The organism is Paraflavitalea soli, assembly GCF_003555545.1.
GTDB lineage: Bacteria > Bacteroidota > Bacteroidia > Chitinophagales > Chitinophagaceae > Paraflavitalea > Paraflavitalea soli.
In genome coordinates this window covers 2,904,290-2,930,102 of sequence record NZ_CP032157.1, presented here as the reverse complement: position 1 = coordinate 2,930,102, position 25,813 = coordinate 2,904,290, and the positions used below count along the sequence as shown (strand labels likewise).

Sequence of the window (25,813 nt, the reverse complement as noted above, 5' to 3'; positions counted from 1 at the left end):
ATGGGACAATTCAACGAATATGCTTATGTTTATGCTTTAAAACTGATCTTATTGGCGAGCCTTAAAAGAAACCTGGTATATAACTATATTTTGTCTGCCAGCCAGGTTTTACTGCCCATCGTATCCATTCCCTATGTGTCGCGTATATTGACACCCGAGGGTATTGGCCGGGTTAGTTTCATCGATTCCTTCACCTATTACTTTATTACCATTGCCGAATTTGGAATGGTCGTATATGGCATGCGCGAAATAGCCCGGCATAGAGATGACCGGGAAGCCCGTGGAAAACTGGTGTCCGAACTGCTCATGCTGCATGTGGTCACGTCTGCCATCACCTTATTCCTGTATGCGATCGCCGTTTTCTTTGCCTGGAAGCATATCCACGATATACGGTTATTATTGTTTTCCTTATCCTACCTGCTGGTCAACTTCTTTGCCTGCGAATGGTATTTCCTGGGTATGGAGCAATTCAGGTATATCACCCTGCGCTCGCTCGTCACCCGCGGCCTGGGACTGGTTTCCATCTTTATCCTCATCAAACAGCCGGAAGATTATTACCTCTATTATGGAATCATTGCAGGTGCTGCTGTCCTCAATAGTCTCGGTAATATCTATTACCTTTTCAAATCCGTGCCCGTCAGCTTTAAAAAGGTAAACTGGAAAAAACACATTGCCCATACCCAATTCATCTGGTTCATTTGTCTTACCGATGGTGTCACCTTGCTGCTCGACAATGTGTTCCTGCAATTGATGAGCACCGCGGTTGCCGTAGGATATTATGCTTTCTCCATGAAGATCGTGCGGTCATCTACCGTACTATTAACCGATTCGCTGATCGTATTTTTCCCCCGCATAGTGACCCTTATTAAGGAAGGCAACAAAGCGCAGCTGCAGGCTGTTATTTCCCGCAATAGCCAGTTCCTCATTTTTTTTGCAGTGCCCCTCTGTGCGGGCATCTTTTTGCTGGCAGAACCTTTGATCGCAATATTCCTGGGTCCACAGTTCATGCCGGTGGTCTCCGACATAAGGATACTCGCCCTGTTCCCTTTATTAAGGACCTGCAATCTTTTTCTCAGCAAACAGGTGCTCATTGCCTGGGGGAAGGAAAAGCTATACCTCCGCAGTTCCATAGCCGGCAGCCTGGCCTTTATCGTATTGTCTTTATTGCTATCGCGGTATTGGGCTGATGTGGGCGCTTGTTGTGCGATTGTAGCGGCTGAGGTCACTACACTGGTCATCAATTATTATTATGCCAGGAGAGTAGCAGGTGAGCTGCAATTGTTTGAGACGAAAGAGCTGTCGCATGCCTTCGGAAGTGCGCTGGTATTTATCCCCGTGATATGGGGCATACAGCAGCTGGCACAGGCTCCTTTATTGGTATTGTTATTATCCATAGCTGCCTGCATAGTAGTTTATGGACTTGTGCAGTTTTTTGTCATGCGCAATCATTTTGCGGTGATCGTATGGGAGGCTGTAAAGCGGAAGAGCCTGCAAACAATATACAACAACTAACAACCGGTCTATAACTATGGTGCGTGATAAGCGATACTATTTTATCCAGGAGCATATGCCGGAAGAGGTTTTCCACGGCAGTATAGGCAATATGGATATAGAGAAAGTTTTGCTGGCCAATGGGGTTACCCCCTTGCGCTTTCCCTTTCATCACAGCTTTTCCTTTTGGGCCAAGTGGGGCCGGTTGGGTTTCCTGGTAATCGCATTTTTCCTGCTTCCCCGCGATGCCGTTGTTTTTTTTCAACACCCTATGTATGCCGGCATGAATAAAATACTGGTGAAACTATTAGGTTACCGCAAAAGCATCACCATCGTGTGCATTATTGCAGATATCAACGGCCTTAAGCATGGCGATGAGGCTGTGCTGCAAAAAGAGATCCGCCAATTCAGGACTTACCGGTACTTTATAGTACATAACCTGGCCATGCAGCAATGGCTGCAGTCGCAGGTGCCCCACCAACGTTCTGCTATGATCCGCTTTTTTGATTTCCTCACTGCACCTGATACAGAGCAGCGGACCAACTCCAGGTCCATTGCATTTGCCGGTAACCTGGAGAAAAGCGGCTTCCTGGACAACATGGAGGCTGTTGCCCGTCATTGTCCCTCACTCACCTTCAATGTATACGGACCCCATGTTACCACCCGCATGAAGGCTTGCTCGAATGTGAAATATAAAGGGGTGAGAGACCCTTACGACCTGCCACAGGTGCTGCAAGGTTCCTTTGGATTAATATGGGATGGGGAAGGAGTGGAGCAGCCCGAAGGAAGTATGGGGCATTATATGCAGTACATCACCCACCACAAAACCTCCCTGTATATCCTGAGCGGCATGCCCATTATTGTATATGAAAATGCCGGCGCTGCAGCGCTGGTGTCACAATACAAGATTGGCATTACTATACGTAGTCTGTTTGAAATAGAAGAGAAGTTACAAGCCTTGTCAGATACCGAATACCGGCAAATGGTCCACAATATGCACGACCTGGCCACGCAAATTGCATCGGGAGCCTGCCTCGGCCAGGCATTGCAGGAAATAAAATTGATAATACAGCGCGATCAAAAGTAAGGAAGCTGTTTAATTCTTCAGCTTTCCGATCAGGTCCACATAATCCTGCATGGCCGCCTCCTGGGTCTTACCTTTCAGCCCGGCCCATGCTTCAAACTTGGCTTTGGATACAAAATCAAAGGGATTAGCGGGCGGATCTACATTTACATCACCTTCTGTAGCTTGTTTGTATAGCGAATACAATTGCAGGAGAGTATCATTGCTAGGCCGGTCGGAGAGGTTTTTGCTTTCCTCAACAGCCTGCGCAAAAAGGGTTTTCAGGTCCATATTCACATTAAGTTTATCGCGAATGTAAGGAAAAGTCTGTTGTCTTTAAATAGAATTTGATTGGTGTATTTCCGTAAATAAAACTGGTACTGCCTGTAAAAATGAACGTCCCGTGGAAACAGGACGTCTGTTGGATCGTACTTATATAATATTTTTTGTAGTAGTGGGAATGCCTTCTCTTACACAGATACCATACACTTGCCCGGTAGTTCGGCCTTTTTACAGAAAACACATATACAGTGCCGTTAAAAGCAATGCACCAAACAACACGCGCCTTCTCAGGAATTGATCAGGGAAAGCTACACTAACAGAAGCTACCTTGTCGGGTTGTTGCTTTGCGTGGCGGCTGGGTACTGATGTGTGTATTATCATACTGTTAAGGTTGGCATGGGTTATTCAAAGCGCGTACCAATTTTTCCCCCTTGATTACAAGCCGTTTACAAGGTCAGGGTATGCCTATCATTTCCCAATTCTGTTTAATTATTCCATTTGTGGGAGAAGCAGGGGTAATAAAATGCCGGGAAGCCAGGTAAAAGCTGGTTCAATCATATCAATGTAAATTATATGCAGACAGTATACGGGATAAATTCTTACCTTCCTTTTCATTTTAACACACTCAAAACCAGCGTTTATGAAAAGCAAATTAGCAGCCATTGTATTGGCAGGTATCGCCATCATGGGAACTGCAGCAACCATCATTGTTAATGCCGACTTTAAAGGAGAATGGACTTTCAACGAGAAGAAAAGCAAGCTCAGTGAAGGACGTTTCAGGATGAATGCACAAAAGATCAAGGTAACTGCCGATGGGGATGCCATTGTGATCGAGCGTACTTCCAATACCCCCAATGGTGAATCAAGGACCAGTTCTGAAAAGATCACTACCGATGGCAAGCCTTCCGAAAGCACCGTATTTGGCAACAACAAGAAAGTGTCTACAGCGGCCTGGAGCGCCAGCGGCGAAGAACTCACCATCAATTCCACCACCAATTTTGAAAGAGATGGCAATACCATCGAGATAAAGAGCGTAGAGATCTGGAAATTACTGGAAGGCGGCAAAGCCCTGTCCATCGATGCCACTTCTACCTCCCCCCGCGGTGAAACCAAGAACACTTTTGTGTACGATAAGAACTAAGACAACCGCCATCAGCAAGATATCGACAGTCCCTGCCCCGTGCAGGGATTTTTTATGCAGGTCATATAAAACACACCCCGGTTTGCCGGGACGGCTGTATTTGAATTAGTTACGTCAATAATAGGATATCCCCATCTGGGGAATCAAAAGAAAGCTTTCAATGCTCAAAGTCACCCTAAAATCAACTACTTTTGCACCTCCTAAACAGAGGAAGCAAGTACATGAAGAATATTCGCAATTTTTGTATTATCGCCCACATTGACCACGGAAAGAGTACCCTGGCAGACAGATTGTTACAGACTACCAACACCATCAGTGAACGTGAAATGATGGACCAGGTACTGGATGACATGGACCTGGAACGGGAAAAGGGTATTACCATCAAGAGCCACGCAATTCAGATCAATTACAAGCATACAGACGGTCAGGAGTACATCCTGAACCTGATCGATACCCCCGGCCACGTCGACTTCAGCTATGAAGTAAGCCGGGCCCTGGCTGCCTGCGAAGGCGCCCTGCTGCTGGTAGATGCTACCCAGGGTATCCAGGCACAAACCATCAGCAATCTTTATCTCGCTATAGAGAATGACCTTGAGATCATACCCGTTATCAATAAAATTGATATGGACGGGGCCATGATCGAAGAGGTGAAAGACCAGATCATCGAGCTGATCGGCTGCAAACCGGAAGATATACTGCTGGCCAGCGGCCGTACCGGTATCGGGGTGGATGGTATCCTCGATGCCATCGTAAGTCGCATCCCTGCCCCCAAGGGCGATCCTGAAGCGCCTTTGCAAGCCCTGATATTCGACAGCGTATTCAATAGCTTCCGGGGTATCATCGTGTACTTCCGGGTACTGAACGGCACCATCAGGAAAGGCGATATTGTAAAGTTTGTTTCCACCGATCAGAACTATGAAGCGGCGGAAGTTGGGATCCTGAAACTGAAGATGACCGAAAAGAAGGAAGTATCCGCCGGCGACGTAGGTTATCTTATTACCGGCATCAAAAATGCCAAAGAGGTAAAGGTGGGTGATACCATTACCAACGCCGCACGCCCAACCACTGAAATGATCAAAGGTTTCCAGGAAGTAAAACCCATGGTATTTGCCGGTATCTTCCCTGTAAACACCGATGAGTTTGAAGAGCTGCGCGATTGCATGGACAAACTGCAGTTGAACGATGCCTCACTTACCTACGAACTGGAAACTTCCCAGGCCCTCGGCTTTGGTTTCCGTTGCGGATTCCTCGGTATGCTCCACATGGAGATCATCCAGGAACGCCTGGAAAGAGAGTTTGATCAAACCGTTATTACCACCGTTCCCAACGTTAGCTTCATCGCCTATACTACCAAAGGCGAAAAGGTAATTGTCAATAACCCTACTGAGTTCCCCGATCCGGTGAAGACCGACAGGATCGAGGAGCCTTTCATCAAAGCCCAGATCATTACCAAACCCGAATACATCGGTAATATCATGACCCTTTGCCTGGGCAAACGGGGTATCCTGCTCAACCAGAGCTACCTTACCACCACGCGGGTAGAACTGCAGTTCGAAATGCCCCTCACCGAGATCGTATTTGACTTCTATGATAAGCTGAAAAGCCAAACCCGTGGTTATGCTTCTTTCGATTACCATCCCATCGGATATCGTGACAGCGATATCGTGAAAATGGATATTCTCCTCAATAATGATAAAGTGGATGCTTTGAGCGCCCTTATTCACCGTGCCCGTTCACAGGACTTTGGCCGTAAGCTCTGCGAGAAATTAAAAGAGTTATTACCACGCCAGCAATTCCAGATTGCCATACAGGCAGCCGTAGGTGCTAAGATCCTGGCACGGGAAACCATCTCCGCCATGCGCAAAGATGTTACTGCCAAATGTTATGGTGGTGATATCAGCCGTAAGCGGAAACTGCTGGAAAAGCAGAAAGAAGGTAAGAAGCGTATGCGCCAGATCGGAAACGTGGAAGTACCGCAGGAAGCTTTCCTCGCCGTATTGAAGCTGGATGATTGATCAGTAAAAGTTCGCCACCCGGCGTCAAAGTTCATAATACGGGCATATAATGAAAGTTATATGCCCGTTTTCATTTTGCCCCATCTTTCCTATATTGCTGTTGTATGTACAGAAAACTATTTTTCCTGGTGATGGTACTCTCGTCCCTAACCCCCTTGTTACAGGCACAGGATACCCGCTATATCCGCTTCCGGGATGAAAATGCCGGCAAGCAATTGCTGCATTACCGCATTGTTGCCATTAAGGACGACAGGGCCGACACGGGCGCTATAGGAACGCTTAGGACAGGGCTGTTTGGGAAAAAGAATGTGGCTGTGAATTATGAAGGGGGCGTTACTGCTGCCCTCGGGCGGTACATTCAAAAGAACTATCGCCAGGATACAGCCGCCACACCCATGGAGCTGCACATCACCGACCTGAACATCAAAGAACTGCCGGGTGGTATAAGGACGAAGGTGGAATCCCTGGTCACCCTTAGCTTCTATATCAATGACACAAAATTGACCGATTATAAAGGACGGGGTGAAGTGCAAACCATGGGCGACCTCTTCAAAAATGTGGAAGACCTGATCCGGGATAATATCAATAATAGCATGCATGAATTTGACAGCTGGTGGGGTAAAAATAAACGTCTCCATGCGCCCAACGCACCCGTGTCGCTTACCGTGGAAATCATATCGATTTCCAGCGATTCAGGCCGACTGGCTTATTCGCCTGGCCGGCCATTGCTTGTCAATGATTTTATAGGTAAAGCTGATGAGCTGAGCCGCGCTGCAGCACAAACGGCCAGCTCTATCAATGTTAAATATGCCAGCAAAATAGAAGATGGAGAGATCAGGGTGAACGTGCAAGTGATGGCTTATTTCGATAAAGCGCGTTCCTGGTTTGCTCAAAAACACGAAAGAAACGAGATGGTGTTGGCGCATGAACAAAGGCATTTTGAGCTCACAGTCTTAAAAGCCTGTGAACTGGTGGACACTTTAAGGCAGTTGCGGCTTACCAAAGACAATTACATGGAAAAACTGGAACAGGTCCATGCACAAAAGATGAATGAGTTGAATGCCTGGCAAACTCAATATGATACAGAGACCCGCCATAGTGCCAATATTGTTATGCAGGAGAAGTGGAATAAACTGGTGAAGGACTTACTCGGTAAGCAATCATGCTTCCGGTAATAGAAAAGGCAATAAGGTATAGAGGCACTGAGGCAGCGAAGTGAGAGGTGGAAAGAGAGCGGGTGTAGAAACAGTACCCTGCACTTGAATGGAAATTATTACATTTATTGTTTAAACGATCCTCATGCGTACACCGCTTCAGAAAGAAGAGCAAATATTACTGATCACCCACCGGAGCTGGTTGCAGATGGTGGTGCCGGCCCTGCTGGCGCTGGTAGGTTTGGTGGCCTCTTACTTTATTGGCTTTATTCAATACTGGGGATGGATAGCGGCTGTAGCAGGCATTGTATATTTCCTGTTTGCTTATTGGAATTGGAAGGTAGATATCTGGGTAGTGACCAATTACCGGGTGATCGATGAAACAGGGCTCATCAATCATTACGCCAAGGAAAGCCCGCTGGAAAAGATCAACAATGTGTCGTACGATCAAAATATATGGGGACGTATCTTCAATTATGGTCATGTAGAAATACAAACAGCCGCAGAAATAGGGGCCACAGACTACTTCAATGTACATCATCCCAAACGATTGAAAGATACCATTACACTGGCCCAATCTGAGTATAAAACCCTCCAGGTATCCAGCCAGGCCAAACAAATGGCGGCTGCTATGGGATGGCAAGCCAATACTTCGGCGGGAACTGCCTCCACTGGCCAGGTTTCCGGTCATAACATTGCTTCCGAGTTGGAAAAGCTGTTTCAGCTCAGGCAGCAAGGCGTCCTATCCGAAGAGGAGTACAACAGGGCCAAGAGCAAGCTGCTGGGGTAAATAGTATATAGCATTGGGATTCAGACCTAATTGTCCTTCTTCTTAGGCGGCTCCGGCTTCTTTTTGGCCTTTTCCATATTGCGTTTGGAGGCTTCTTCCAGCTGCCGTTCATTCACATTGCCGGCATCATCGAGCATGAGGGCTTCTTTGGGGAATTCGCCATCTTTTAACCGCTGGTTGAACTGCTTATTGACATGCACCCACTGGCCATTTTGCCATTTGAAGGCTTCATAATCACCATCGGGAATATAGGTCCATTTCTTTTCCGGTTCATCACTTTCAGAGATGAGGTGATCCACCAGTATAATATCCATTTCAGGATCGTAGTTGAGGAAGGTTTTAGCGTCTTTTTTGTATTCAATGCTAAACCGGGATTGCACCGCTTTCTTGACGGAGTCATCCTTATAGGAGAAAAATGGCCCTCCAAATACAGGTTCTTGTCTTTCATTAAAGGACAATACCTCCATCCATTTTTTATTGCTGTTCACACTGTAATCATCAAAGCCCAGCAGGGTATAATACTTTTTACCATTGTACTCCTTCATGATGATGCGGTAGTAGATAGCACCGATCCAGTTGCGTGCAGAGCGGGCAGAATCCATGGGGTTCTTCGTGTACATTGAAGCATCAAACAGGGGAAATAACTTCAGGGAGCCATCCTTCGTTTGCATTTGTATGGCGCCTTTTTGCATATACACATATTCATCCTTCTTCATCTGCCAGGTGAAAATGCGGAAGCTGCTGTCGGGTGCATACAACCTGGAAATGTTCAATGAATCAAAAGGATAATAAAACGAGTTCCTGGTAAGCAGGGCGCGTACAAAAGTGCGTACAAACAGGCTGTCGCTGCGGAACCTGTTGGCCGTAATGGAGTCGAATACCATGCGGGCCGAAAATATTTTTAAAGAGTCTTCCTTTTTCTTCAGGATGGCCTTGTCTGCTGCGCTAATTTGCGCCTGCAAAACGGGCGAGCTCAGGAGGAACGACAGCACCAGGCAACCAGCGGAAAGATATTTTATAATCCGTTTATTCATAATAAAAGTACAATCAACGTAATAGGATATACAGGCAAAGGTATTACCGTATCCTTCAAGGAACGCAAAAGCTACGCTTAAATTTTATGCCAATTGCAAAGCTTTTGCAAATTCAGGTAAATCCATGACGGCCAGATCGATCAAAGGGTTGGGTAGTGGCTGTTGCGGGTGGGTAGTTTTAACAAATACGGTATGCATGCCGGCATTGCGGCCAAACTCCATATCGCTGATATTGTTGCCTACGATAAGGGATTTGGGAAGCTCGATGACAGGGAAATCTTTTACGGCTTCGAAAGCCATGCCGGGATGGGGCTTCCGGTTGGGATGGTTGTTGTCGAGGGAGGTACAGTAGTAAATTTTGTCAATACGCCCGCCGGCAGCTGTTATATCCTGCAGCATGAGGGTATGCAGCTGGTGGAGGTCGGCTTCTGTCATCAATCCTTTTCCTACACCTCGTTGATTGGTGGTGATAATGATACGGTCAAAGCGGGCGGCCAGTATCTTCAATGCTTCCGGAACACCCTCATAAAACCTGAACTCATCATAATTATATACGTAATCCTGGTGTTTTTCGTGATTGATCACACCATCACGGTCAAGAAATAATGTCCAGCTATTGTCGATTTGTGAAAGGTCTAGCATGTTGAATAGTGAGTTATGAAACGAATGTCAGCGTTTACCCCGCCTTAGCGGGTTGTGCTTGTCGAAACCGCCTTTGAGTTTATCCAGAATAACGGGACGCTGGCCGGCAGTTTGGTACACCTTAGAATTGCAGGGTTTTGAATTCCTGGTTGGCCTTCTCAAAGTCTTGTGGTATGCCAATGTCAATGAAATACCGGTCCTGGATCAGGCCATACATTTTTCGCTGTGCGTATTGTTGTTCCAGGTAATCTTTTTCAAAGGAAAACTTTTCGGGTAAGGCCTCCTGTAAAAAAGAAGCTACCTGCAGGGCATACACACCGCCATTGATATAACCTGCCTCGTAATATTGTTTTTCCTGGAAGGAACTGATGGATTGATCGGCCGCCAGTTCTACCACGCCATACCGGTCGAAGTGCTGCATGGGCTTCAGGCAGAGGGTACAATCGGCTGCATGGGCTGCATGAAAGGACGACAGCTGATCAAGCTGTATCGTAAAAATAGTATCTCCGTTCAATACCAATACATCCTGTTGAAGGGCTTTGCTGCAGGCCAGTTTAATGGCGCCGCCGGTGCCCAACGGTTCCTCTTCAATGGTGCAGGCAATCTGGAGATGAGGATACTGTTCGTGCAGGAATGCCTCTATGGCTTCATGCCGGTAGCCTAGCGAAAAGATAAATCTTTCAATGCCCTGCTGTTGGAAATAGTCGATCACCCAGGCCAGAAAAGGCCTGCCGGCCACAGGTGCCATACACTTGGGCAGATCGGGGACAGCGCTTCGCAGCCTTGTACCCAACCCTCCGGCCAGTATAATACATTCTTTGATGAGACCTGCCATAGCTATCCGAAATACTGTTCTTCTACGAGTTCACAAACGATATGTCCCAGCATGATATGACTTTCCTGGATGCGGGGTGTATTTTTAGAAGGCACATTGATGAGGTAATCACTCAGCTCTTTCATCTTTCCACCTGTCTCACCGGTAAAGCCCACCGTTACAATGCCCTTGGCACGGGCCACTTCAAATGCCTTCATGATATTGATGGAGTTGCCGGAAGTAGAAAGACCTACGAGGAAATCGCCTTTTTTGCCAATGCCCTGGATAAGGCGTGCATAGATCACATCATAGCTGTAATCGTTGGCTACCGCCGTTAAATAGGACGTATTACAATGCAGGGCTTCTGCAGGCAATGCTTCCCGGTCCTTGTAAAAACGGCCGGAAAATTCTGCTGCCAGGTGTTGCGCATCGGCTGCACTGCCTCCATTGCCACAGAAATAAATATGGTTGCCATTTTTCAGGGCAGCTACCATGGCTGCTGCTATATCATCGGTTGTTTTGAGCAGGGCTTCATCCTGCAATACAGCGGTTTTTACAGCTATCGATTCACTGACGATCCTTTTTATTTTGTCTTGCATAATGTAATGAATAAGATGATATTGAATTGGATATGGGTTGTATGGATATTTGTTAAATTGTCCAGGAGGTCATGCCATGCTGGGTGAACTGGTAATGTTTGACAGCTCCGCCAAATTTAGACAAGGAATCTATAACGGCATACTTGGTATTGCCGGGGCAGTAAAAGGTCATAAAACCACCTCCGCCGGCGCCTGATATCTTGCCCCCGGAAGCACCGGCCTTTTTGGCCGATTCATAAATGTCATCGATCAGGGTGTTGGAAATACCTTCGGCCATTTGCTTCTTCTGACGGAATCCGAAATCCAGGATCTCCCCAATTTCATGCACGCGGCCTTTTAACAGGGCTTCTTTCATGAGTTGGGCCTGAATTTTTAACTGGTGCATGGCCTCAATGGATTTTTCCTGTTTGTCCACTACATTCTGACTTTGCTTTTCAATGATCCTGGCCGATTCACGGCTGGTAGCGGTATAATACAACAGGAGGTTATTCTCCAGTTCAAAAAGGTATTGTTGTTTGATGCGCAGGGGATTGACGATCACTTTATCATCTGCATAGAATTCCATATAATTCACACCGCCAAAAGTGCAGGCATACTGATCCTGCCGGCCACCTGCCATTTGCAGGTCTTTTCGTTCAATTTCATAGGCCAGGTGGGCTACATCATATTCCCCCAGGGGCAGGCGTAGCATCTCTGCAAAAGCGCCGAGAATGGCCACTACGAGGGTAGAGGAGGTACCGAGGCCCGATCCGGCCGGTGCATCTACAAAGGTGGAGAGCCTGAAGCCGGTAAGGGGCATATCATATTGCTGCCGTACGCGGTTGTACACGCCTTTAAGGAGATCGAGCTTACCATCCAGCGGCAATTGCCCGGTGAGGTCAAATTGCTGTTCCTCCTGCCTGTCCATGGCCTGCAGGATGATCATATTTTCCCTGAGGGGTTCAATATTGGCATAGGCATAGAGAGAAACGGTGGCATTCAGGATAGCCCCGCCATACAGGTCGCAATAGGGGCTTACATCGGTGCCGCCACCGGCTAATCCAATCCGTAAAGGTGCTTTACTCCGGTACATGGTTGAAACTCAATTTTTCCGCTGCGAAGATGCGAATAAAAAGCTTAACTCTGTCATGCAGGAGATTTTGACGCAGCCAGGTCAAATATCGTCTCTACGAGGCTATGCCAGGAGTACTTTTCTTTTTCCTGCCGGAGCTGTGGCAGGAAGTATGCTTCGCCCAACTCAAAATAGCGTTCAATGGCATCGGCCAGTGAGGCCGGCGTTGGTTCGCATACGAGCCCCACCTTTTCATGTGGTACCAGCGCGGGCAGGGCTCCCACATTAGTGACGATCATTGGCTTTTCATAATGATAGGCCAGGGGAGTAACGCCGCTTTGGGTGGCATTGCGATAGGGTTGTACCACACAATCGGCCGCACACAGATAGTATTTTACTTCACTATCGGGTATGAAATCGGTGCGCAGGATGAGCATATCTGCTATGTCCAGCTGTTGTATCTGTTCCTGGTAGGCTTTGCCATCCTCATAAAATTCACCAGCTACAAGGAGTTTGAGTGTTGAGTAAGGGGGCTGGAGTTGGGAGCCTGGGGCCTGGAGTCGATCCTTGATCACCTTCATGGCTTCCAGCAGGAGGTCGAGCCCTTTGTATTTGCGTATGAAGCCAAAGAACAGGAGGATCTTATCTTCCTGTTGTATGCCCAGGTGTTGCCTGGCTGCTGCTTTGGATACTGCATCGCCAAAACTATCGTAAAGGGGGTGATTGACCAGCCTGGCGGGTTTGGTGGGTTCAAATTGCCGCAGGTCCTGCATTACTTTTTCACTCATGGTGATGAAGGCATCGCAGGGTTTCAGGAAGTACTTGGTAAAGGGGGTGTCACCAGGCCGTTTTTCATGGGGAATAACGTTATCGGTAAGGGCAATGATACGGGTATGCCTGTTCTTTTTTACACGACGTAAAATAGTGCCCAGTGCCGGCCCCATAAAGGGCAGCCAGTAACGTACCAGTATGATATCGGGTTTTACCTTACTGATGGTATTGCCTATCTGCAGCCAGTTGAGCGGATGTACGGAATTGATCACGGAATATATTTCCATATCCCTGGGTGCCGGCTCCGACGAATATTGGGTAGTGCCCGGGAAAAGGAAGGAAGGGTATTGCAGGGAAAAGGAATAGATGGTACAGCTGTGTCCTTCATCTATAAACTGCTTGCACAACCGTTGGTTGAATGTGGCAAGTCCGCCCCGTAAGGGATGACCGGGACCAATAATAACGATCTTTTTGTGTGCCATGGATGAAGGTCAACGTTGTGAATGTTATTGTCACCCTGAGCCTGGCGAAGGGGCTTCGACAGGCTCAGCCTGACATTCATTTATTCAATTCCGATTTTCTGCTCGATCAGGTAGCTATTCCTGCCCGGAGCATTCCTGGCGATCAACTCGCCCAGAAAGCCAGCCATGAACAACTGTGTTCCGATCACCATCGCCGTTAATGATATATAGAAGGGCGGGCGGTTGGAGATCCCTTTATTGGGGTCCGCAATTTTACCTATGATCAGGATCAGGATCATGATCAACCCGACGAGAAAGCTAATGGTGCCAATCAATCCAAAGAAGTGCATGGGGCGCTTGCTATATTTGCTCACAAACATGATGGAAGCGAGGTCGAGGAAACCGTTGACAAAGCGTTCCCAGCCAAACTTGGTAGTGCCGTACTTGCGTTTGCGATGCTCTACCACTTTTTCACCGATCTTCCGGAAACCAGCCCATTTGGCGAGTACGGGAATATAGCGGTGCATCTCTCCATATACTTCGATGCTCTTCACTACTTTTCGCTTGTAGGATTTGAGCCCGCAGTTAAAATCGTGTAAAGGTATCTTGGATATGCGACGGGTACTCCAATTGAAGAAACGGGAAGGGATGTTCTTGGTAAGGGTATTGTCGTACCGTTTCTTTTTCCACCCACTGATCATGTCATAACCATCTACGGTGATCAGGCGTATCAGCTCAGGTATTTCATCCGGGCTATCCTGCAGGTCGGCATCCATGGTGATGACCACATCTCCCTGGGCTGCTTTAAACCCCTCATTGAGAGCGGCCGATTTGCCGTAGTTGCGCTGAAAGCGGATACCCTTAATATGAGGATTGGCATGGCTCAGGGAAGAGATCATATCCCAGGAATTATCTGTACTGCCATCGTCAATTAAGATGATCTCATAGGAATAGTGGTGTTGATCCACTACCCGTTCTATCCAGGCGCACAGTTCCGGAAGTGATTCTTCTTCGTTTAATAATGGTACGACGATGGTAACGTCCATATTATGGTTTAAAGGAATTTTCGAATGGCGATTGAGGGATCTTTTTGGTCACAGCAGCGCCAATTAAGGAGGCGATCACACCAAGAACAAGGTACCAAAAGAGAATGATCATAATAATGAACATAGTATAGTTCTTCGCAAACATCTGCAAACCCTGTTCTACATCGGCTTCCGAAACATTGGGCTGTTTCAGTGCCTCGGCCCGGCTGTTTTCTATGATGGCCTCTTTTACATCCGGAAAGAGGTAACCTGAAAGCGCTGTATAAATGACCATGATGCAGATCACTACGGCTACTGTCTTAAAGCCGAATCCAAACAAGGTGCCGAATCCGGCCGAATGGTTTGTTTCTTTACCATGATTGATCACTGCCCATATGATGGCTGCCATGAAAATACCCAAGCCAAGGTATTGTCCCCACTTTTCCAGGTAAAGTTTGGTAAAATACACTACGAGGGCCAGTACAACGAGTACCAGTCCTGTGAGAAAGCCAACTGTGACAGCGGAAGTGGTCTTCTTTTCCATACAGGCTTGTTTTAATTAGGTTAAATATACGCTTGAGCCGTTAACAATACCTTTTACCGCGCCGGTCAGGGTTTTGCCAATAAAGGCAGAGTTCTTTGACCTGGACCGGAAGCGTTTCTCATCAACGACCATGGTAGTGGCCGGTTCATACAGGGTAATGCTGGCTTTGGCGCCCTTCTGTATGGAGGCGCTTTCCAATCCAAAGATGGTACGGGGATTGGTGCTCAGCAGTTCCACCCATTTGTTTTCGGGTACCTCAGGCATGGCGGTTCTTATTACTGCATAAGTAGTTTCCAGGCCCATCATTCCATTTTTGGCGTATTCAAACTCCAGTACTTTGCTATCGTATTCATGGGGCATGTGGTGCGAAGCAATACAATCGATGGTGCCATCCAGGATGGCTTTCTTCAGTGCACTTACTTCCTGGGCTGTGCGCAGGGGGGGATACACTTTCAGATTGGTATCGTATTGCTGCAGGTCGTTATCTGTAAAGAACAGGTGATAGGGTGTTACCGAACAGGTAACTGCCAGTCCTGCTTCTTTGGCTCTTCTGATGTATTCCAGGGAGCGGGGAGAGGTAACGCCGGTAATATGAAGTTTGGAGTCAGTATAACGCGCCAGTTTGATGTCCCTGGCTACCAACAACTCTTCTGCCATCATGGGTTTGCCGGGCAATCCCAATTGGGTGGAGACAATGCCTTCGTGCATGAGCCCGTTGGAGCCTACACTTTTATCGTCTGGTATCTGGATGATCACCCCGTCGAATGCTTTTACATACTGGAGGGCTTTCATCATCAACCCGGCACTTTGAATAGGGTGGAGACCATCGCTGAATGCGATGGCGCCGCTGGCACGCATATCATACATCTCGGCAAGGTCCTTGCCTTCAGTCCCTTTTGACACGGCGCCAATAGGGTACACGTTGACGGGTAAACCCTTTGATCGCTGCCTGATGTATTCAGCTTGCGATTTGTTGTCTATGACTGGTTTGGTATTTGGGATAACGAATACGTCGGTATAGCCGCCTGCTGCTGCGGCGGCGGCGCCGGTTTCCAGCGTTTCTTTGTATTCGTAACCAGGATCGGCAAATTGGGCAAAGAGATCTACCCAACCCGGCGAAACGTTCAATCCCTGCCCGGCAATTACCTGATCGGCTTTTGCCTCAATACGAGGTTGAATGTCTTTAATAACGCCTGCCTCAATAAGTATATCCTGCCTGGTTTCGTGAAAAGGAGAGGATGGATCTGTAATGTAAGCCTGTTGAATAAGCAACACCATTGTTCAAAAAATTGAGCGAAGTTAAGGTATTCACCGGGAATTGGCTGGATGGTTGAAAAAATGTTGATTATCAATGGTGAATCGGACCAGGAGCGGGTAGGCAGGTGTACGAAACAGCAAGGGTGGATCCCTACTAGCGGAATCCACCCTTTACTATTATTTGTTGTTATTAAAAAGCTGTCTTATGTGTTTTCTCACTGAATACAGTAAGGAAAATGATCTTAATGTCGAGCAAGGGCGTCCAGTTCTCCACATACCAAAGGTCGTGGGCTGTACGGTTATTGCGTTGTTCTTCTGTATCGGTGGGTCCTCTCCATCCATTCACCTGTGCCCAACCGGTGATGCCCGGTTTGAGGTAATGACGGATCATGTAGTTGTCCACTTCCCGCTGCATCATCTCATTGAGGAAGATACGGTGGGGGCGGGGGCCTACCACGCTCATATCGCCCAGCAATACGTTGATGAACTGGGGCAATTCGTCAAGACTATATTTACGGATAAACTTTCCGATGCGTGTTACACGGGGATCGTCTTTGGTGGTGGATGCCTTGCCGGCTACCGCGGCATCGTTCTGGTACATGCTCCTGAACTTATAGAGCTTGAACTGACGGCCACCTTGTCCCAGGCGAATGGGGCAATAAAATACGGGGCCTGCAGATTCCCATTTGATCAGAATAGCCAATATGAGAAATAAGGGCGCCAGCATCAGTAAAGCTGTAACTGAAAAGATAACATCGCAAATGCGTTTCAGGGAAGCAAAGCGAAACTGGTCGAGCGATATTTCACGGATGTTGATGATGGGCATATCACCAAAGCTGGTCGTCTTATAGTTCCTGCCCAGCAGGCGAAAGTAATCAGGTACCAACCTTACCCGAATACCAAAATAATCTACCTTATCAACTACGTATTGTATTTTTTCATCGAGGTGAGTGGGCAGTGCAATGATCACTTCATCCACTTTTCTTTCTTTAAGCACTTTGTCTATATCGGTTATGCGTCCGATAATCTGGTATTGCAAATCTGAATCTTCGGGATTGTCATCCAGGAAACCAATGATGCGGTATCCAAAATCGGGGTTTTGATGGAAATAAGTTTCGATGTGCATACCCACACGTCCTGCACCCACTACCAAAGCTTTGCGAACGTTCCGGCCATTGAGGCGGAGATGTCTTACAATGGTAAACAGGAGGTAGTTGGTGATCATATTGATGACAGGGTATCCCAGCAGGAAAAGCATGAACTGCGATTTGGTATAATCAGCAGGGATGCCCAGCAGCAGGTATAACATGGATAGCACTGCTATCAACTCAAAATGTGTCTTCAGGTGATTTTTGAGCCTGTACTTAAGTCCATTGTGCAAATGCAGTAAATAGACTTTGTTTTTGGATGTGAGGAGGATCCAGGCGAAGACCAAGGTTACCATATACAGGTAATCCTGATTGCTCAGACTTTGGTCTTTATGGAACAGGACTACACCCGCAAAGGAGGCGATCAAAGTGACAAAGTCACCGATGCCATACAAAAGGGTTAGCCGACGATCTGAACGGATCATAATTAAGGATATGGGTTAAGTTTTCAATAGAATAAATGGATCACGGTGCCATAGCGATTCATTCTATGGCGCGATATAAGAACGTAAAACTATTAGTTATATGTCGCATGTTATAGTAATAGAACATAATTTTTATCTGCTTATATATACGCCATACCATATTATATTGTATCCTTTAAACGGTTGTTAATAATCATACTATAGCCGCTTACTTTTACTAACGTAAATCTTTCATTTCTATGGTGTATGAAGGGGCAGATTTAATATACACATTCGTGCATTCCAGATATGGGAAAATGAACGTCAACGCAACAGTTAAACGTCAAATTATAAAATAACACGTGTTTTATTGCGTTTACTAAAGGAGCGTATTATCTTGAGCGAGCATTTAGATAACCCATAATTCAATCCCTAATTCGTACCTTATTATGAAACCAATTTCCAAAGCCCGCTACATGGGGGTTATACTGTTACTGCTATCGGCCAACTTCGGCTATTCGCAATGGAGTGATGGTCCCTTTTTAAGTTTGGCCGGACAAGTAGGCATGCCCATCAACAAAGAGATAAAAGCATATAAATGGGGAGCAGGTGGAGTAGGTAAGTTTGCCCTGCCCCTGGGTGCCAGTGACTATTGTACCGTTTCCATGAATGCTATCAGTATCAATGGAAGTTATAATGGTAAAGGTCTGAAGGAACGTGATGTATTATCAGGCATGATGGGATACAGGTATGATTTCAGGAAGGAAGATACCTACAGCTATTTCTATATGGAGCCGCAGATCGGTTGGGCATTTGTCGGTACAGACTATAACTCTTTTTGCTATATGCCTGCTGTAGGTTATTCGCTTAATGGCAAGGTGGACTTCTCTGCCTTTTATTATACCACTACGGCCAATCCAATGATGGCTAAAATATCTGTGGCTGGCGTGATGGTGGCTTATAACCTGCACTTTGCCCGTAAGTTGTCGGACTAAGATAATTATTCCTGATAGGATATAAACTCAATAAAAAAACATGCACATTACGTGCATGTTTTTTTATTGAAAGCATTTGTAGTATATCGGGTTATATCAGCTAAGCGCAGGCTGTTTTTTCCTGAAGAGTAGTTTAAGGAAGAAAGATCTGTTTTGCAACAGGAACTTAATGGTCGCATAATATTTAGGCCACAAACGCTTTGGTTCTTTGAGTAAGCGGTAGGCCCATCGCAAACCCATCTTTTTAACCCATTCGGGGCTTCTTAAAGTTTCATCGGCGAAGTAAAGGAATACACCACCTACTCCCAACATCAGTGATTGAGGAAGCTGCCGGTGAAAATGATGCATCAGGTAATCCTGTTTGGGGCTGCTGATGCCTATCCATACCAGGTTGGGCTGCAATGCCCGGATGTTTTCTATATCGGCTTTTACCAGCTCACTGTTGGCTATTTCAGCGGCGCTTACAAAGGGAGGTGCTTTATATCCCAGGATCTTAGCCTGGGGAAATTGCTGCTGCAGCTTTTTCTTCATGCTGTCTATGGTGGCATCGTTGCCTCCATAAAAGTAATGGGTAAGGTCTGTTTGCAACAAGGCATGACAAAGGTGAAAGCCGGAAACGGTACTCACGGTTTTATGCCCTTTCAGCCTGGCCACTATTTGAGAGGGCTTGCCATCGGGCATGGTAAGGTAGGCGGTATTGAGTATCTGCTTCAGCAGGGGATCGGTATAGGCTTCCTTTACTACGGAAGCATCTGGAAAGCATATATAAGCAGGTCCTGTAAAAGGATACTCCTTTATCTTCTGCGCTGCTATCTCCGGATTAATAACGGATATTTTTACTCCTAAAAAATCAAACCTCCTGTTGTTCATCCTATTTAAGCTTTTTAATGAAACGAGCCGGGTTGCCGCCCCATATCTCATTGGGGGGAATTGTACCAGATACTACACTACCTGCTCCTATAACTGAGTTTTCTCCAATAGTTGTTCCTTTCAGAATAATTGACGCGCCTCCAATAAATACATTGTCGGCAATATGAATGGGCGCGGTTTTGTAACCTTCATTGGGGGTGGCCAGCCTTACATCGGGATCGATGGGATGAAAATCAGAATCCCATATTTTGCAGCTTCCCCCGATCATTACATTGTTGCCGAAGGTGATGGCCTGGGCACAATAAATGGCAGAGTTACTCATGCGGAGATTGGTTCCTATTACCAGGGAGGCGTTGTTCTTCACCATGATGGAGCTCCTGGTATCTCCTCCGATTGGGTTTTTGTATTTACCGGAATTGATCCTTGCCCGGTCACCAAGCACCATGTGGCCACGGTTGATGATCAGCAAAGGACCAAATATGGTCACTTTTCCGTGCTTTACCCGGAAAAGCCGTAGCTTAAGCAGGTTGAGCGGAAGAAAGATCAGCAGGTATAATTTTTTAAAGATGCCCATATTATCTTATCGCATTATTCAGCAGACTATTGTATACGGTGTTCAAAGATTTGATATAATAATCTGAAGAGTAGTCCTTTTCAATAGTTGCCCTGGCTTTTTTGCCTACTTCAGACTGCTTTGCCGGATTTGACAATACGGCTGCCAGGGAGCGGGCGAGGTCGTCTGAAGATCTTTGTTGGGCCAGGAAGCCGTTCTCATTATCGATCACCACTTTTTTGAAGGCATCCACATCGGATACTACAACAGTTTTGCCAAGGGCCATGGCCTCCAATAATGCCATGGGCATACCTTCTCCATGTGACGGCAGCAGGAAGATGTCGGAGTTGTTGAGGGAATGCCATTTCTGTGATCCCCATACTACGCCTTTGTATTCAAAGGAATCTCCGAGGCTGCTTTTCAGGGCATCCAGGAACCAGGTTTCATCGGGGCCTGATCCGTAGACTTCCAGTTTGAAGTTGAGTTGCTGAGCCTTGATGATCTTCAATGCTTCTACAATTTCTTTCAGGCCCTTGGGCAGGTGCAGGCGACCGAAATAGATGATCCGGTTGTAGGAGGGAGTATCGTTGGTAAAAGCAGGAATTTCGTTCAGGTCAATACAGTTGCGGAGTATCAACACTTTTTGTGGCGGCACCTGGTAGAGGCGTTGTATGGATTCTTTTTCATCTTCGTTCAATACGATCAATTGGGTAGCTGCTTTTACCATCCATTTTACCAGGAAGGAATTGCTTTTCTGGTAAGCCAGTACGCCGCCATGAAAGTGAATGATAAAGGGAATGTTTTTCTTTTTAGCCAGGTAGAGGTAGGCGAACTCACGGATCACAGACTTCTTATCGAATGAAAAGTGAAAATGTATAAGGTCGTAGTGCTGGCTGTTTAAGGTGCGGCGAAACTTCTTTACTTTCTGAAACCAGGTAGCTGTCTTATTCTTACTGCCCAGGTCGCGGTCGAAAAAGTCGGTTTCATGAGACACGTTATTCAGTATCATGTTTATCACAGTAACAATGCCTCCCAGCGATTGTGCGGGGTCATTGTTGGGGCCGGTCATGAGGATTTTCATCTTGATACTGTTGTAAAGTTTTATTAATCGGATTATATTTTATTGATAAAATCGGCTATATGCTGTCCATGGTTGAGATAGTTGAATGCTGTTTCTCCCAGCTTTCTGCCTTCCAGGCCTACTTTGTTGGCCAACTCTCTGTTGCCTGCTACCAGGGTGAGCACATCAGCATAGGCTTCTTCGGTATAGGTGGCTGCAATGAAGGCATTCTTTTTATGCTCGAAATAATGTTCAATTTCTCCCACCTGGCTGGTTACAATGGGTCTGCCACTGGACAGGTATTCTCCTATTTTGTGGGAGAACCTGGCCTTGTCCTGTTTTTCAGGGCGTAAGGGGATCAGGAGTGCGAGTGCCTGTTGGTATCCTTCCAATAACTTGTTGAAGGGAAGACGTTGCTCTATGATCACATTTGCTTCGAGTTGCTCTGCAGCTATCAGTTGTTTTACCTGTTGCATACGTTCTTCGCTGCCATTGAGTACCAGGCGCAGCTTTTGCTGATAACCCCGGCGCACAAAAATGGCATAGCTCTTAATGATGAATTGTATAACGGAGAAATAACCCAGGGTACCGCAATACATGAAGTACTCCTGGTTTGTTGCAGCAGGCGCGTACTGTATAGGCTTTAGCATTTCAAAGTCGGCCAATACGGGTACTTTCAACATAGGCTTTTTGAAATGGCCCAGCTTTTGTTCCAGCAAATGGCTGATGGGCATGATGGCATGGGTAAAATAGCCAAACGTATAATCAAAGATGGCATAGTCGATCTTCTTATGCAAAGGCATGTTCTCAAAATAGATATGCCATTCGGTTATGAAGACGGCGGTCTTGTACCGGAGTCTTTTGGCAAACAGGGTATACAACAGGTATAGGGGTATATAGCTGTGCTCCATGATCAGTATGTTACTGCCATCGGGGCTTCGTTTCTCTTTCATCAGCCTGTATACACCGCGGATATTTTTCAACAGGCTCAGGCCCCTGCTTTTCCGGAACACATGGTATTCATAGCCATGCCTGTGACCACTAAGCTCTCCATCGGGTGTTGTTTTATTAATGCCTAGCGGGGAATTGATAAAGGTGATCTTCTCTGCATGGGGCAACAGGCCTCTTGCTACCAGCTCGTTCTTGGAATTGGTAGCGGTGAACTTTAAAGGATAGTTATCCGTTGCGCCGAGGAATACAATATTGTGCTTCATGAGTAATGGCTTTGGTTCACTGCCTTGTAAGGCGCTGCATCATTAATGGTCAGTGGGCGGATCACGCGGCAGGGGTTGCCTGCTGCAATAACGTTGGCAGGAATACTTTTAGTGACCACGCTATTGGCGCCGATAACGGTATTGGCGCCAATGGTAACGCCTTTCAGGACCACACAGTTAACTCCCAGCCATACATTGTCTTCTATGATCACATCGGCAGGCGGGCCGCTCCTGGGATCATCAAGGTGCCAATCGGCATCACTGATCAGGGTATTGGCGCCACAACGTACGTTCTTGCCGAGTTTGATATACTTAAACGCGCCAATAACGGTGCCGCTGAATCCGCAATAGTCTCCAATTTCTATGGTGGCAGTATGCCGGGAATGATGGGTTGAAATAATACAGGGTTTGTTAATGCCGATCAGGTTGGCATTGGCGCTGGATAGAAAGGAACAGTGGCTGCCTATCCGGATGCTGGTGCCTGGATATCTTTTGAAATAGCACCTGCCGATAAAGCTGGACTGGCTGCCCAGTTTCACACCCCACCAGGCTGCATGCAACCGGTTGCGTTTTCCCAACTGTTCCTTCCATCTGGTACGAAGGGTATAGATTGTATGTGCCAGGTTCCTGAATTTCATATCTCGCTATTGTAGGCTGTCTGTTTATTTCGTTCTATATAATCCGAATACTGTTTAAGCAATGATACAATGGCAGCAAAACTTACCATGGTAATGCTGGTAAGGGTGATATTGTACAGAAAGGCAGCGACCATGGTAAATGGCAGGAATATTTTTACCAGGGAGATCCTTACCAGGTCTACAGGATTCAACACCCGGATATTTACATTGAATTTGTACCAGAGGTAAAGGGCCATCATGAAGAAGAAGAAACCCAGGAGGCCACTTTGGGCAAACTGGGCAATGAAGGTGGAACGGCTTTTGGTAAAGTTATTCAATTGCATGATGGGTGTATCCTTACTTTCTATATAAGCCATTTTGTTGTTGAAGCTATAACCCAGAAGGCTATATCCCCAGAATACTTCGAAGGGGTCGGACTCTATAAAGTCGGTGAATACATAGGAGAAGCCTCTTATTTTGCCCCAGTCGCCAATGTTCTCCACGATCAGTTCCTGCGATTTTTTGATCTCAGCTTCGTATACCTGGTCAAAGTTGCTTCTGTTGATGGCACCACCTTCCCTGTTCTGGTATTCGTAATAATATTGCCATCCCATGAAGAGGAAGAAGGCCATGATACCTACGGTAACGCCAAAAGACCCCAGCTTGCGTGCGGGGAGTTTGAATGCCTGCCGGTGTTTGGTGAGGTAATAGAAGAGGTATATCATCATGGCTGCCATAACACCCATGATGGTTTTGGAATCGATGGTGGCAAACTGGAGGAGGGAAATGCCTGCCAGTATGAGGTATTTAGATTTGCGGTTGACGGTCCATACGAGCATAAAGAACACAGCCATCAGGGATACATACCAGGATACGATGTGACCCGATACGGGGCCGAATGTGCCACAGGCCACATCATCGAGGCCGGCTATCCATTCAAACTGACCTCCGGTGCCATCATCCATCATACTGGAAGAAGGGGGGATGATCTGGGCTATCTGCAAAATGCAAACCAATGTTTGTAAGATAGCTGCTGCTGTGAACAGGTTGAGCAACTGGAAGCAATTCTTTTCAGTAAGTGTGGAACCCCTCAATACAATGAAGAGGAGGAAGAAGGCGCTGGCGGTGATCAATACAAAAGGGGATTGTCCGTGGTATAACAGGCTAAGGAAGGCCAGGGCCAGGAAGGCGATCCAGCTCATGATATAGCGGGAAAGCTTTGCCTGCGTTGGTATTTTATAAAAGAAAACGACAAAAACGAGGAACAATAAAAAAGTAGGCTTGGCTACATATTTGGCAATGGCCTCTGTCTTAATGAGCAGTTGTCCCTGGTAAAAGCCAAAACAAAAGAGCCAGATGATCCACCATTCCATGGTTTTAAACAACCGCCCGCTCACTATATAAAATAGAAAGACGCCCACCACGAGTAAGGCGAATGCTTCTCCCACCACAGATCCTCCGGCCAATACAATGGCAAAGGTGAGTAAATAGCGTAACACGCTTTTTACATCCAGGAAGTCAAAAACAAGTATGGCGGGATTAGGATTCATGAACGGGACGATGATTGATCACTGTTTTATAGATCTGTATTAAATCGTTTGTGATGGCTTGTTTATTATGTCGCTCCCGGGCCCGGGCCCTTGCTTTTTCTCCCATGGCAGCAGCCAGAGGAAAATTGTCGTTGATTTGAACGATGGCGCCTGCCAGGGCATGGGCATCACCATTCTGTACCAGCAGACCTTCCTTTTCGTTGTCGAGCAGGGAGGCTGTTCCTCCTGCATAGCTGGCTATCACAGGCATCCCGATGAGCATGGCTTCGCACAGGCTGTTGGGACTGTTTTCAATATGGCTTACCTGGCAGTAGATATCGGCATCCTGCAGAAGTTGTACGAGTTCTGTTTCACCAACGCCTCCGATCAGTTTAATATTGAGTGAGCCGGTGTTTTCCTTCAACCATTTGAGGGTGGTTTGCACAATATCACTGTTCGCGCTCAGGCCTGCGATGACCCATTCAAATTGCAGGGCAGGGTAGGCGGCCAGTAAACGGGCTGCTTTTACAATGGTCTCAAAACCCTTGTAAATGGCATCGCTGGAGATGGTCACGATCTTCAAAGGCTGACCAAATGCTTTTTTGCTCCAACGGGCCTCATAAAATGCAGGACGCAGGGCTTCGTTATTAATATAATACTGACTACCGGGCGCCATGATGCGGGATACTCTTTTGTCCCAACCGGTGCGACCAATTACATTACGCGTTAGTTTCAAGATCTGTTGTTCACGGACAGCATTCTTTCGCAGGTTTTTGTGTAAACGCCCTGCTGACCTGAAACTGAGCTTGGCTTTCAAGCTTTCTTTACGCCCTGCATCGCTGGCGGGAATACCGGCAAAGAATTTTTCACTCAGGGGGTTCAGGATACCTTGTATGGAGAGTACAGCGGGCACCTGGATTTGTTGCTGGAGCAAGCCGAAGTTGTCTTCGGTGCCATGGATATGAATGATGTCGGGTTGTACGGCTTTCGTTACGGCCAATAATTGTTGCAGTTCCTGCTGGTCGTAGTTCTTTTGTACCATGCGTTGAATTAACCTTTGGAACTTAGAGCCCCTGTTCTTCCGCTGGACAGGAAAAAAAGTAGTGCTGCCATATTTGAATGGCTCATGAGGTTGTGCGCTATAAAAACAGATGTGCAGGTCTATATCTGGATAACCGCCCAGTGCCAGTTCAAGGGCTTTTAACCAGCCTCCGCCATGGCTTTTGAGCTGCAGTTTTTCCGCAGCAGAGCAAGGAGTATTTGTGAACCAAAGTACTTTCATACGAGAT

Annotated in this window: 25 protein-coding genes; 7 read left to right on the top strand and 18 right to left on the bottom strand. The window is 46.8% G+C overall.

What is annotated here, in order from left to right:
- Both D3H65_RS10840 and D3H65_RS10835 read left to right on the top strand, forming a co-directional pair.
- On the top strand, positions 1–1,512 hold the full coding sequence (locus D3H65_RS10840) for a flippase (RefSeq protein ID WP_119050329.1): 1,512 nt from the start codon (positions 1–3) through the stop codon (positions 1,510–1,512).
- Between the two features lie 16 nt (positions 1,513–1,528).
- Entirely contained in the window at positions 1,529–2,578 is a 1,050-nt protein-coding gene (locus D3H65_RS10835) for a hypothetical protein (protein ID WP_119050328.1), read from the top strand.
- A gap of 9 nt (positions 2,579–2,587) precedes the next feature.
- Here D3H65_RS10835 and D3H65_RS10830 read toward each other — a convergent pair whose 3' ends face one another.
- Complete coding sequence (locus D3H65_RS10830) at positions 2,588–2,845, bottom strand: acyl-CoA-binding protein (protein ID WP_119050327.1); 258 nt, start codon at positions 2,843–2,845, stop codon at positions 2,588–2,590.
- Positions 2,846–3,476: 631 nt separating this feature from the next.
- Between D3H65_RS10830 and D3H65_RS10825 the strand changes: the two genes are divergently transcribed.
- The 4 genes from D3H65_RS10825 to D3H65_RS10810 all read left to right on the top strand — a co-directional run bounded on the left by D3H65_RS10825 (position 3,477) and on the right by D3H65_RS10810 (position 7,936).
- A complete protein-coding gene (locus tag D3H65_RS10825) occupies positions 3,477–3,977 on the top strand; it encodes a hypothetical protein (protein ID WP_119050326.1) in 501 nt (166 codons plus the stop codon).
- Positions 3,978–4,198: 221 nt separating this feature from the next.
- Entirely contained in the window at positions 4,199–5,992 is a 1,794-nt protein-coding gene (lepA, locus tag D3H65_RS10820) for a translation elongation factor 4 (protein WP_119050325.1), read from the top strand.
- 104 nt (positions 5,993–6,096) lie between these two features.
- On the top strand, positions 6,097–7,167 hold the full coding sequence (locus tag D3H65_RS10815; protein WP_119050324.1) for a DUF922 domain-containing protein: 1,071 nt from the start codon (positions 6,097–6,099) through the stop codon (positions 7,165–7,167).
- A 124-nt stretch (positions 7,168–7,291) separates the two neighbouring features.
- A complete protein-coding gene (locus D3H65_RS10810; RefSeq protein WP_119054472.1) occupies positions 7,292–7,936 on the top strand; it encodes a PH domain-containing protein in 645 nt (214 codons plus the stop codon).
- Positions 7,937–7,962: 26 nt separating this feature from the next.
- Here the strand turns inward: D3H65_RS10810 and D3H65_RS10805 are convergent, their stop codons facing one another.
- The 10 genes from D3H65_RS10805 to D3H65_RS10760 form a co-directional block, all read right to left on the bottom strand.
- Positions 7,963–8,970 carry a hypothetical protein gene (locus tag D3H65_RS10805; protein WP_119050323.1) on the bottom strand — a complete coding sequence of 336 codons (1,008 nt, stop codon included), beginning with the start codon at positions 8,968–8,970 and terminating at the stop codon, positions 7,963–7,965.
- 84 nt (positions 8,971–9,054) lie between these two features.
- The gene (locus D3H65_RS10800; RefSeq protein WP_119050322.1) at positions 9,055–9,612 is read right to left on the bottom strand and encodes a D-glycero-alpha-D-manno-heptose-1,7-bisphosphate 7-phosphatase; all 558 of its coding nucleotides are present in this window, start codon (positions 9,610–9,612) and stop codon (positions 9,055–9,057) included.
- Positions 9,613–9,733: 121 nt separating this feature from the next.
- Complete coding sequence (locus D3H65_RS10795; protein ID WP_211345665.1) at positions 9,734–10,447, bottom strand: nucleotidyltransferase family protein; 714 nt, start codon at positions 10,445–10,447, stop codon at positions 9,734–9,736.
- A 2-nt stretch (positions 10,448–10,449) separates the two neighbouring features.
- Positions 10,450–11,025, bottom strand: a complete 576-nt coding sequence (locus D3H65_RS10790; protein ID WP_119050321.1) for a D-sedoheptulose-7-phosphate isomerase — start codon at positions 11,023–11,025, stop codon at positions 10,450–10,452.
- Positions 11,026–11,077: 52 nt separating this feature from the next.
- Positions 11,078–12,097 (bottom strand): GHMP family kinase ATP-binding protein, encoded by a 1,020-nt coding sequence (locus D3H65_RS10785; protein WP_119050320.1) that lies wholly within the window; start codon positions 12,095–12,097, stop codon positions 11,078–11,080.
- A 53-nt stretch (positions 12,098–12,150) separates the two neighbouring features.
- Positions 12,151–13,329 carry a glycosyltransferase family 4 protein gene (locus D3H65_RS10780; RefSeq protein WP_119050319.1) on the bottom strand — a complete coding sequence of 393 codons (1,179 nt, stop codon included), beginning with the start codon at positions 13,327–13,329 and terminating at the stop codon, positions 12,151–12,153.
- An 80-nt stretch (positions 13,330–13,409) separates the two neighbouring features.
- Entirely contained in the window at positions 13,410–14,354 is a 945-nt protein-coding gene (locus tag D3H65_RS10775) for a glycosyltransferase family 2 protein (protein ID WP_119050318.1), read from the bottom strand.
- A gap of 1 nt (position 14,355) precedes the next feature.
- Positions 14,356–14,877 carry a DUF4199 family protein gene (locus tag D3H65_RS10770; protein ID WP_119050317.1) on the bottom strand — a complete coding sequence of 174 codons (522 nt, stop codon included), beginning with the start codon at positions 14,875–14,877 and terminating at the stop codon, positions 14,356–14,358.
- 15 nt (positions 14,878–14,892) lie between these two features.
- Complete coding sequence (locus D3H65_RS10765) at positions 14,893–16,155, bottom strand: dihydroorotase (RefSeq protein WP_119050316.1); 1,263 nt, start codon at positions 16,153–16,155, stop codon at positions 14,893–14,895.
- A gap of 169 nt (positions 16,156–16,324) precedes the next feature.
- Positions 16,325–17,707: an undecaprenyl-phosphate glucose phosphotransferase gene (locus D3H65_RS10760; protein ID WP_119050315.1), complete on the bottom strand. Its 1,383-nt coding sequence runs from the start codon at positions 17,705–17,707 to the stop codon at positions 16,325–16,327.
- 428 nt (positions 17,708–18,135) lie between these two features.
- Here D3H65_RS10760 and D3H65_RS10755 point away from each other — a divergent pair, with 428 nt between their 5' ends.
- Positions 18,136–18,681 carry a hypothetical protein gene (locus D3H65_RS10755; RefSeq protein WP_119050314.1) on the top strand — a complete coding sequence of 182 codons (546 nt, stop codon included), beginning with the start codon at positions 18,136–18,138 and terminating at the stop codon, positions 18,679–18,681.
- 96 nt (positions 18,682–18,777) lie between these two features.
- Here D3H65_RS10755 and D3H65_RS10750 read toward each other — a convergent pair whose 3' ends face one another.
- The 7 genes from D3H65_RS10750 to D3H65_RS10720 are packed head-to-tail and all read right to left on the bottom strand — an operon-like array spanning position 18,778 to position 25,806.
- Positions 18,778–19,551 carry a WecB/TagA/CpsF family glycosyltransferase gene (locus D3H65_RS10750; RefSeq protein ID WP_162915548.1) on the bottom strand — a complete coding sequence of 258 codons (774 nt, stop codon included), beginning with the start codon at positions 19,549–19,551 and terminating at the stop codon, positions 18,778–18,780.
- A gap of 1 nt (position 19,552) precedes the next feature.
- Positions 19,553–20,125, bottom strand: a complete 573-nt coding sequence (locus D3H65_RS10745) for an acyltransferase (protein ID WP_119050312.1) — start codon at positions 20,123–20,125, stop codon at positions 19,553–19,555.
- Position 20,126: 1 nt separating this feature from the next.
- The gene (locus tag D3H65_RS10740) at positions 20,127–21,185 is read right to left on the bottom strand and encodes a glycosyltransferase family 4 protein (protein WP_119050311.1); all 1,059 of its coding nucleotides are present in this window, start codon (positions 21,183–21,185) and stop codon (positions 20,127–20,129) included.
- A 32-nt stretch (positions 21,186–21,217) separates the two neighbouring features.
- Positions 21,218–22,378 carry a glycosyltransferase gene (locus D3H65_RS10735; RefSeq protein WP_119050310.1) on the bottom strand — a complete coding sequence of 387 codons (1,161 nt, stop codon included), beginning with the start codon at positions 22,376–22,378 and terminating at the stop codon, positions 21,218–21,220.
- Positions 22,375–23,016: an acyltransferase gene (locus D3H65_RS10730; protein WP_119050309.1), complete on the bottom strand. Its 642-nt coding sequence runs from the start codon at positions 23,014–23,016 to the stop codon at positions 22,375–22,377. The genes D3H65_RS10735 and D3H65_RS10730 overlap by 4 nt, the downstream gene beginning before the upstream one ends.
- Positions 23,013–24,545, bottom strand: coding sequence for a hypothetical protein (locus D3H65_RS10725; protein WP_119050308.1), 1,533 nt, complete (start codon positions 24,543–24,545; stop codon positions 23,013–23,015). The genes D3H65_RS10730 and D3H65_RS10725 overlap by 4 nt, the downstream gene beginning before the upstream one ends.
- Positions 24,535–25,806, bottom strand: a complete 1,272-nt coding sequence (locus D3H65_RS10720) for a glycosyltransferase family 4 protein (protein ID WP_119050307.1) — start codon at positions 25,804–25,806, stop codon at positions 24,535–24,537. Before D3H65_RS10720 ends, D3H65_RS10725 begins: the two co-directional genes overlap by 11 nt.
- Positions 25,807–25,813 lie beyond the last annotated feature (7 nt).